The sequence below is a fragment of the Armatimonadota bacterium genome (assembly GCA_035527535.1).
Classification (GTDB): Bacteria; Armatimonadota; Hebobacteria.
Genome location: DATLAK010000124.1, coordinates 1 through 6,265 on the forward strand (window position 1 = coordinate 1; position 6,265 = coordinate 6,265).

Annotated in this window: 6 protein-coding genes; 2 read left to right on the forward strand and 4 right to left on the reverse strand. The window is 68.8% G+C overall.

Annotation, left to right across the window (positions count from 1 at the left end):
- The first annotated feature begins 237 nt into the window (after positions 1–237).
- Entirely contained in the window at positions 238–621 is a 384-nt protein-coding gene (locus VM221_08805) for a hypothetical protein (GenBank protein HUT74912.1), read from the forward strand.
- Positions 622–778: 157 nt separating this feature from the next.
- On the opposite strand, the gene VM221_08810 is transcribed toward VM221_08805, so the two are convergent.
- The 4 genes from VM221_08810 to VM221_08825 form a co-directional block, all read right to left on the reverse strand.
- Positions 779–2,314 carry a R3H domain-containing nucleic acid-binding protein gene (locus tag VM221_08810; GenBank protein HUT74913.1) on the reverse strand — a complete coding sequence of 512 codons (1,536 nt, stop codon included), beginning with the start codon at positions 2,312–2,314 and terminating at the stop codon, positions 779–781.
- Between the two features lie 28 nt (positions 2,315–2,342).
- Positions 2,343–4,034, reverse strand: a complete 1,692-nt coding sequence (metG, locus tag VM221_08815; GenBank protein HUT74914.1) for a methionine--tRNA ligase — start codon at positions 4,032–4,034, stop codon at positions 2,343–2,345.
- A 146-nt stretch (positions 4,035–4,180) separates the two neighbouring features.
- On the reverse strand, positions 4,181–4,480 hold the full coding sequence (locus VM221_08820) for a nucleotidyltransferase family protein (protein HUT74915.1): 300 nt from the start codon (positions 4,478–4,480) through the stop codon (positions 4,181–4,183).
- Between the two features lie 32 nt (positions 4,481–4,512).
- Positions 4,513–5,202: a DUF3786 domain-containing protein gene (locus VM221_08825; GenBank protein HUT74916.1), complete on the reverse strand. Its 690-nt coding sequence runs from the start codon at positions 5,200–5,202 to the stop codon at positions 4,513–4,515.
- Positions 5,203–5,630: 428 nt separating this feature from the next.
- Between VM221_08825 and VM221_08830 the strand changes: the two genes are divergently transcribed.
- On the forward strand, positions 5,631–6,265 hold a 635-nt coding region (locus tag VM221_08830), incomplete at its 3' end, for a PQQ-binding-like beta-propeller repeat protein (GenBank protein ID HUT74917.1).

Here is a 6,265-nt window from a genome sequence, read left to right on the forward strand (position 1 = left end):
TTGCGGGAGCGCACCCCCTCCAGCCTGCGCGTGGGGCCGGTGCGCCGCGCGGGACCCGGGCAAATCATCAAGGGCACCAGGATCGCCTAAGGGGACATAATCGCTTTGCAGTTAAGGGGACATATTGCCTGTGCATCAACAGCCTTTCGACGTGCCGCCGCCGCGGAACCGGAAGTGGGAGTGCTCGCGGGGCTCACGCCGTTGCTGCCTGCCGCCGCGGGGCCAGGGACCCAGGAGATGCCCAACCTGTTGCGGCCGGTGCAGCAGCAGGGGCTCGAGGTCTGCCTGCGCGTGGACTTCGCCCAAGCGCGTGACGGCGCGGTGCGCGCGACCGCGCCGCCGGGGCTCGCGGGCCTCGCCGTGGGTCGCCTGCTCACCGGTGAGGGGGCCGAATGGCAGCGTCACTATCAGCTTGGGGCCGCCGCCGCCAGCATGGCCTATTCGCTTGACGACCATGTCGGCGCCGACCGCTGCTGGCGCAGCTTCGCTGCGGGCGTGTTGGCAGCTACCGCCAAGGAGCTGACCGACAGCTACTTCGATCGGCGCGACCTCGAGGCGTCGGTCTGCGGCGCCGCCGTCACCGCGCTGCTGCAAGGTGCCATGCTTCGCCGGGAGTGGTGAGCCGCGGCGTCGCCTCCAGCCTGGTTGCGATGACGGACGCGGAGCCGCGAAGGGTCCGGGCGGCTGCCCTTCCGTCACCGCCGTGGCTGGGGAGGCTCCCAGGCAGGGGCCCTCGGCGCGGTCCCGCGCGGGGGATGATAAGTCGGCGGGGGACGATCTAGGCCTTCGATATCCGCACTCGGCGGCGGGGGTCCGTGCCCACGCTCTCGGACTGCAGGCGGTACTGGTTGGCGAGGGCGTGCTGCAGGCGGCGCAGGCAGGACTCGCGGGGCGCCAGTTCCACCGGCTCCGAGGTCATCAGCACGCGCTCGATTGCCTGCTGCGCTTCACGCAGGGCGAGCTGCTCGGGCCCGCGCCCGGAGAGGTGCGCGATTTCCTGCAGCGCGGCAATGATCTGATGCTGGGTGTTGGCGCGCAGCACATGCGCCCGCTTCCCCGCGGCGGCCGCCTCCTGCACCAGGTGCGGCGCGCGGCGCTCCTGCGCCTTGAGCACGATCACCGCGTCGGCCTCCTCGAGGCTGTTGACCAGGCGCGCCTGCAGCTCGAGGTCGCGGATGGCGCGCTCGAGCTTGCCCCGGTTGATGCCGTAGGGGAATATGCGCAGGGCGCCGTCGGTCACCGGCGCGCGCGAGCGCGCGTACGCGTAATCGAAGAACTCACCCGCGGGCTCGGGCGGCGCCGCCGTGCGCGGCGGCGCGACGGTCTCGACCTTGCCGCTCTGCGAGCGCCGTCGGATCTCGGGGTTGAGCGGCGAGCGCCGCAGGAACAGGTCAACCGTCTCGGCGACGTCGTGGTGGATCGCCAACTCGTCGAAATCCACGATCTCGATGACGACGTCGAAGGTCGGCGGGGCGCGGCGCTCGAGCACCGTTTTCTGGGTGCCGCGGAAGCGCGCCTCCTCGTCGGACAGGGTGACGGCGTGGACGCCGCCGACGAGGTCGGACAAGGTGGGATTCATGAGCAGGTTGTCCAGGGTATTGCCGTGCGCGGTGGCGATGAGCTGCACCCCGCGCTCGGCGATGGTGCGGGCGGCCAGCGCCTCGGCCTCGGTGCCGATCTCGTCAATGACGACGACCTCCGGCATGTGGTTTTCCACCGCCTCGATCATGACCGCGTGCTGGAGGTCGGGGTGCGGCACCTGCATGCGCCGCGCGCGGCCGATGCCCGAGTGGGGGATGTCGCCGTCGCCCGCGATCTCGTTGGAGGTGTCAACCACGATCACGCGCTTGTCAAGGTCGTCGGCGAGCACGCGCGCGACCTCCCGCAGCTTGGTCGTCTTGCCGATGCCGGGGCGCCCCAACAGGAGGATGCCTTTGCCGGTCTCGACGATGTCGCGGATGATGTCAATGGTGCCGTAGACCGCGCGCCCGACGCGGCAGGTCAGGCCCACCACCTTGCGGTGACGGTTGAGGATGGCGGAGATGCGATGCAGGGTGCGCTCGATGCCGGCACGGTTGTCGGCGGTGAATTCGCCAACCCGGCTGACGACGTAGTCCAGGTCCTCGCGCGCTACCGGCTTCGCCGCCAGCGACATCACCTGCTCGGAGAAGCGCGCCTCGGGCTCGCGCCCTAGATCCAGCACCACCTCCAGCAGCTGCGCCAAATCGGGATGTCGCACCAGGCGCTCCCGCAGACGTACCGGCAGCACACTCAGCAGCAAGTCGAGGTCGTCGGTGATCTCCCGTTCGCCCACGGCGCGCGCAGTGCCGACTCCCTCATCCTCAGGCGCTTCGCTCTTCAAGGCGCTGCAATTCCTCCTCGATCACGCTCTCCTCCAGCCGCCGAAACAGCGGGCGCGGCTCCGCCAGCGGCCGCCCCGCCGGTACCGGCGCCACCCGCCAATCGTCCTTACCCAGTTGGCCCTGCGCGCCCAGCATCCTGTGCACCAGCTCCGACGAGAACGGCAGGAACGGGTAGAAAATCGTCTTGAGCGCCGAGATCACCTGCAGCCCGGTGTACAGGGTCGTGGCCGCCGCCGCCCGCTCCTGCTTGATCTGGTGCCACGGCGCGCGGTGGTCGAGGTAGCGGTTGGCGGCGCGGGCCAGCTCCATCGCCTGCGCGATCGCCGCGCGGAAGTGGCAGTGCTCCAGCTCGTCGCTGACGGCGGCGAAGGTCTCCCGCACCCGCGCCAGCATCTCGCCTTCGGGTTCGCCCGGGCTGCCTGCCGGCGGCGCCTGGCCCGCGAAGTTGCGCACGGTCATGGTCAGCACGCGATGCACGAAGTTGCCGTAGTTGGCCAGCAGCTCGTCATTGTTGCGGCGCACGAACTCACCCCACGAGAAGTCGGTGTCGCTGCTCTCCGGCATATTGACCGACAGCAGATAGCGCAGGGGATCGGGCTCGTAGCGCGACAGGAAGTCCGGCGCCCAGATCGCCCACTTGCGGCTGGTGGAGAAGGGCCGGCGCTCCAGCGTCAGGTGCTCGTTGGCCGGCACATCATAGGGCAGGATCAGTTTTGGGTCGTAGCCCATCAGCATCGCCGGCCAGATGATGGTATGGAACGGGATGTTGTCCTTGCCGATGAAGTAGTAGGAGCGCGTCGGCGGTCGGTGCGCCGATTGCGGGCTCCAGAACTCGCGCCAAGCCTCGGGGTCGCCCTGCTCCGCCGCCCACTGTTTGCTCGCGGACAGATAGCCCATGACCGCCTCGAACCAGACGTAGATGCGTTTCGACTCGAAGCCCTCCACCGGCACCGGGATGCCCCATGCCAGGTCGCGGGTGATGGGGCGCGGGCGCAGGCCCTGGTCGAGCAGGTTGGCGGTGAAGTTGCGGACATTCGGTCGCCAGTGAGTCTGTTTGGCCACCCACTCGCGCAGCGGCGGCTCGAACTGGTCGAGGTCGAGGAAGAAGTGCTCGGTGCGGCGGGTCTCCGCCGGGCTGCCGCACCGACGGCAGCGGGGTGTGAGCAAGTCCGCGGGTTCGAGCAATGCCCCGCAGGCCTCGCATTGATCGGCGCGCGAGGTCTCCGCGCTGCAGAAGCGGCAGGTTCCCTGGGCATAACGGTCGGGCAGGAAGAGCTCGTCCCGCGGACAGTAGTAGGCCTCCATGTGCTCGCGGTGCAGGTGGTTGCGCTCCAGCAGCCGCAGGAAAATGTCGTGCGCGACGCGGGCGTGATTCTCGGTCTCGGTGTGGGTGTAGAGGTCCCAGGTAATGCCGAGCCGGTTCCAGGTGTCCACGAAGCTGTCGTGGAAGCGCCCGGCGATTTCCGCAGGAGTCACGCCCTCCTGATCGGCGCGGACGGTGACCGGGGTGCCGTGCATATCGCTGCCCGAGACCATGAGCACGCGGTTGCCGCGGGCGCGGTGGTAGCGGGCGAAGATGTCGGCGGGCAGATAGACCCCCGCGACATGGCCCAGGTGCAGGGGGCCGTTGGCGTAGGGCCAGGCGGCGCCGATGAAGATGGTCTGGGACACGAGGGAATCTAGTTCGTCAGCGGGGGCGGGTTCACCTGCCGGGGGGGCGCGGGGTGGGCATCCTATCCTGGGCGCGCCCCGATTGACCGGGGCGCAAAACGCGACTTCAGGCAAGGTCCCGCCCGGTATGGTGAGACCCGGCTGAATCACGCCTGGGCATGCTGCACCTCTGCCGCTTGCAGCACCTCGTCCCGGAAGTACGGGCTCAGAAACCCCGGCGTGTTCAGATCAACCTTGCGGCCCAGGATCTCCGACAGTTCCGTCTGCATGGAGATGAAGGCAAACCCCGGCACGTGCCCCGGCGCGAACTCCACCAGCACATCCACATCGCTGTCCGGCCCGAAGTCATCGCGCAGCACCGACCCGAACAACGCCAAGCGACGTATGTGATGTCGGCGGCAGAACGCAGCAAGGCGTTCACGGTCTATGGGGATACGTGCGCTCATACCTTCCTACCCGCCTCTGGATGGCTGTGCTCCTACCCCTGGCATGGTTCGTCAACCGGGCCGGGTTTGCCTGCCTCGGGGAGGTCCCCGAGCCGTTGATCAATCGCCCATTGCTTGACGATGCGACGGGCGAGCCAACCCCCCAGCGCCGCGCAGCTATCGGTGGGCAGGTAGTGCCGGATGGCGGCGTCGAAGAGCACGCGCGCGGACGGCGGAATCGCATCCTCGCCCAGCCAGTAAACCACCGCCAGCCACACCCGCGGCAAGACCCGGAAGCGATACCCCGCGTCGCCGGTATTCAGCGCCTCCCCTGCGAGCGCGCGGCACGCCTTGCGCAGCGGCTCCAGGTCATTGCCGAACCGGCGCACCAGCTCGTCGCCGCTGTAGCCCTGGTACGCCCTCTGGTAGAACATGCCGTCGGCCAGGTCGCGCAGCGCCACCCACGTCCCCGCCGGTTGGGTACCGTCGGCCAGCGACAGGTAGTAGGTCAGCAGGTGCGTCTGCCATGCGGGGCACGGCTTGCCATCGGCGCGCGTGACCTGCAGACGCGGGTGGGTCATGTGCAGTGTTTGATCGAGCAGCCGTAGGACCAAGACGGCCTCGCCGTCGCGCCCCTCGAGTTCGGCGCCACTGCGGGCCGCCACCGCCTCCGGATCGGCCCGGCGCAGCGCTTCCTGGGCGCGCTCCAGGACCGACCTGCTCTCTTCGCGCTTGGGGTTCATGTGTGCCCGGCTTGGCGGTCCGCCCCCGCCGTTGCCTCTCGCGCGTCATTCTATCCTTCCCCGCCCCGAGTGTCAAACTGGCCCCTGTCAGGGTCGTCGTTCTCGCAATAGCGGAGCTCCTGCTATGCTGCTGGAGGTGGAGGCGCCGGTGGAGCAGTGGCGAAAGCGCCACCACGCGGTGGAGCCCTACGGCTCGCCGGGAGGGGAGATGCGCCACCGGGCGTACACCGCCGCGGTCGCCGGTGGCTTGACATTCGGTGCGGCAGTAAGGGCGCGGCAGCCCACGGTGCCATCTCGGTCCTCGCCCCACAATGCCGGTTGCGGCAGGCAGGATAGGCCCCGGCTCGAGCCGAAGGGAGTCCCCAGACAAGTCATGCCGCCGTGCGCGCATGAGCGCGGATGGACGCGCGAAATGAGGTGAACGGGTAATGAGAAGAGCATTCCAGTTGGTGATGGCGTCGTTGCTTGCCACCAGCGTGATGGCCGGCGCATGGGCGCAGACGGTCAAGTGGGTTCGCGAATCGGATTCCTACTTCTGCGCGCCGACTCTGTACCCGAACGCGGCGCGGCCCACCGGGGTGGCGATCGCGAACGGGCGGCAGGTGATGGTTCTCAACGGAGACGGGTCGGTGGTGATGGAAACCACGCTCGATGGCGACATCGCCACCCCGGTCACGGTTGAAGACGTGGATGGCGATGGGGCGATGGAGCTGATCGTGGTGCTTTCTCAGGGCGACGTCGTGTGCCTGAGCCGCCAGGGGAAGGAGCGATGGCGATTCAGTACCGGTTCCCCGGGCGGGGAGTTCAAGAGCCCCGCCGTGGCCGACGTGCACCCTGCGCCGGGCCGGGAGGTGCTATTCGGGCCGGATGACGGGTGGTTGTACTGCCTCAGCGCTCGGGGCGAGGTCCTGTGGCGCTTCTACGGGGATCGTTTCCGGGTGGGCCCTCCGGCCGTGGGTGACCTTGATGGCGATGGCGCACCCGAGGTCGTTTACAGCACCGACAACGGGCACGTGTACTGCCTGACCGGGCACGGGCTGGTCAAGTGGCGCTTCGAGGAAAT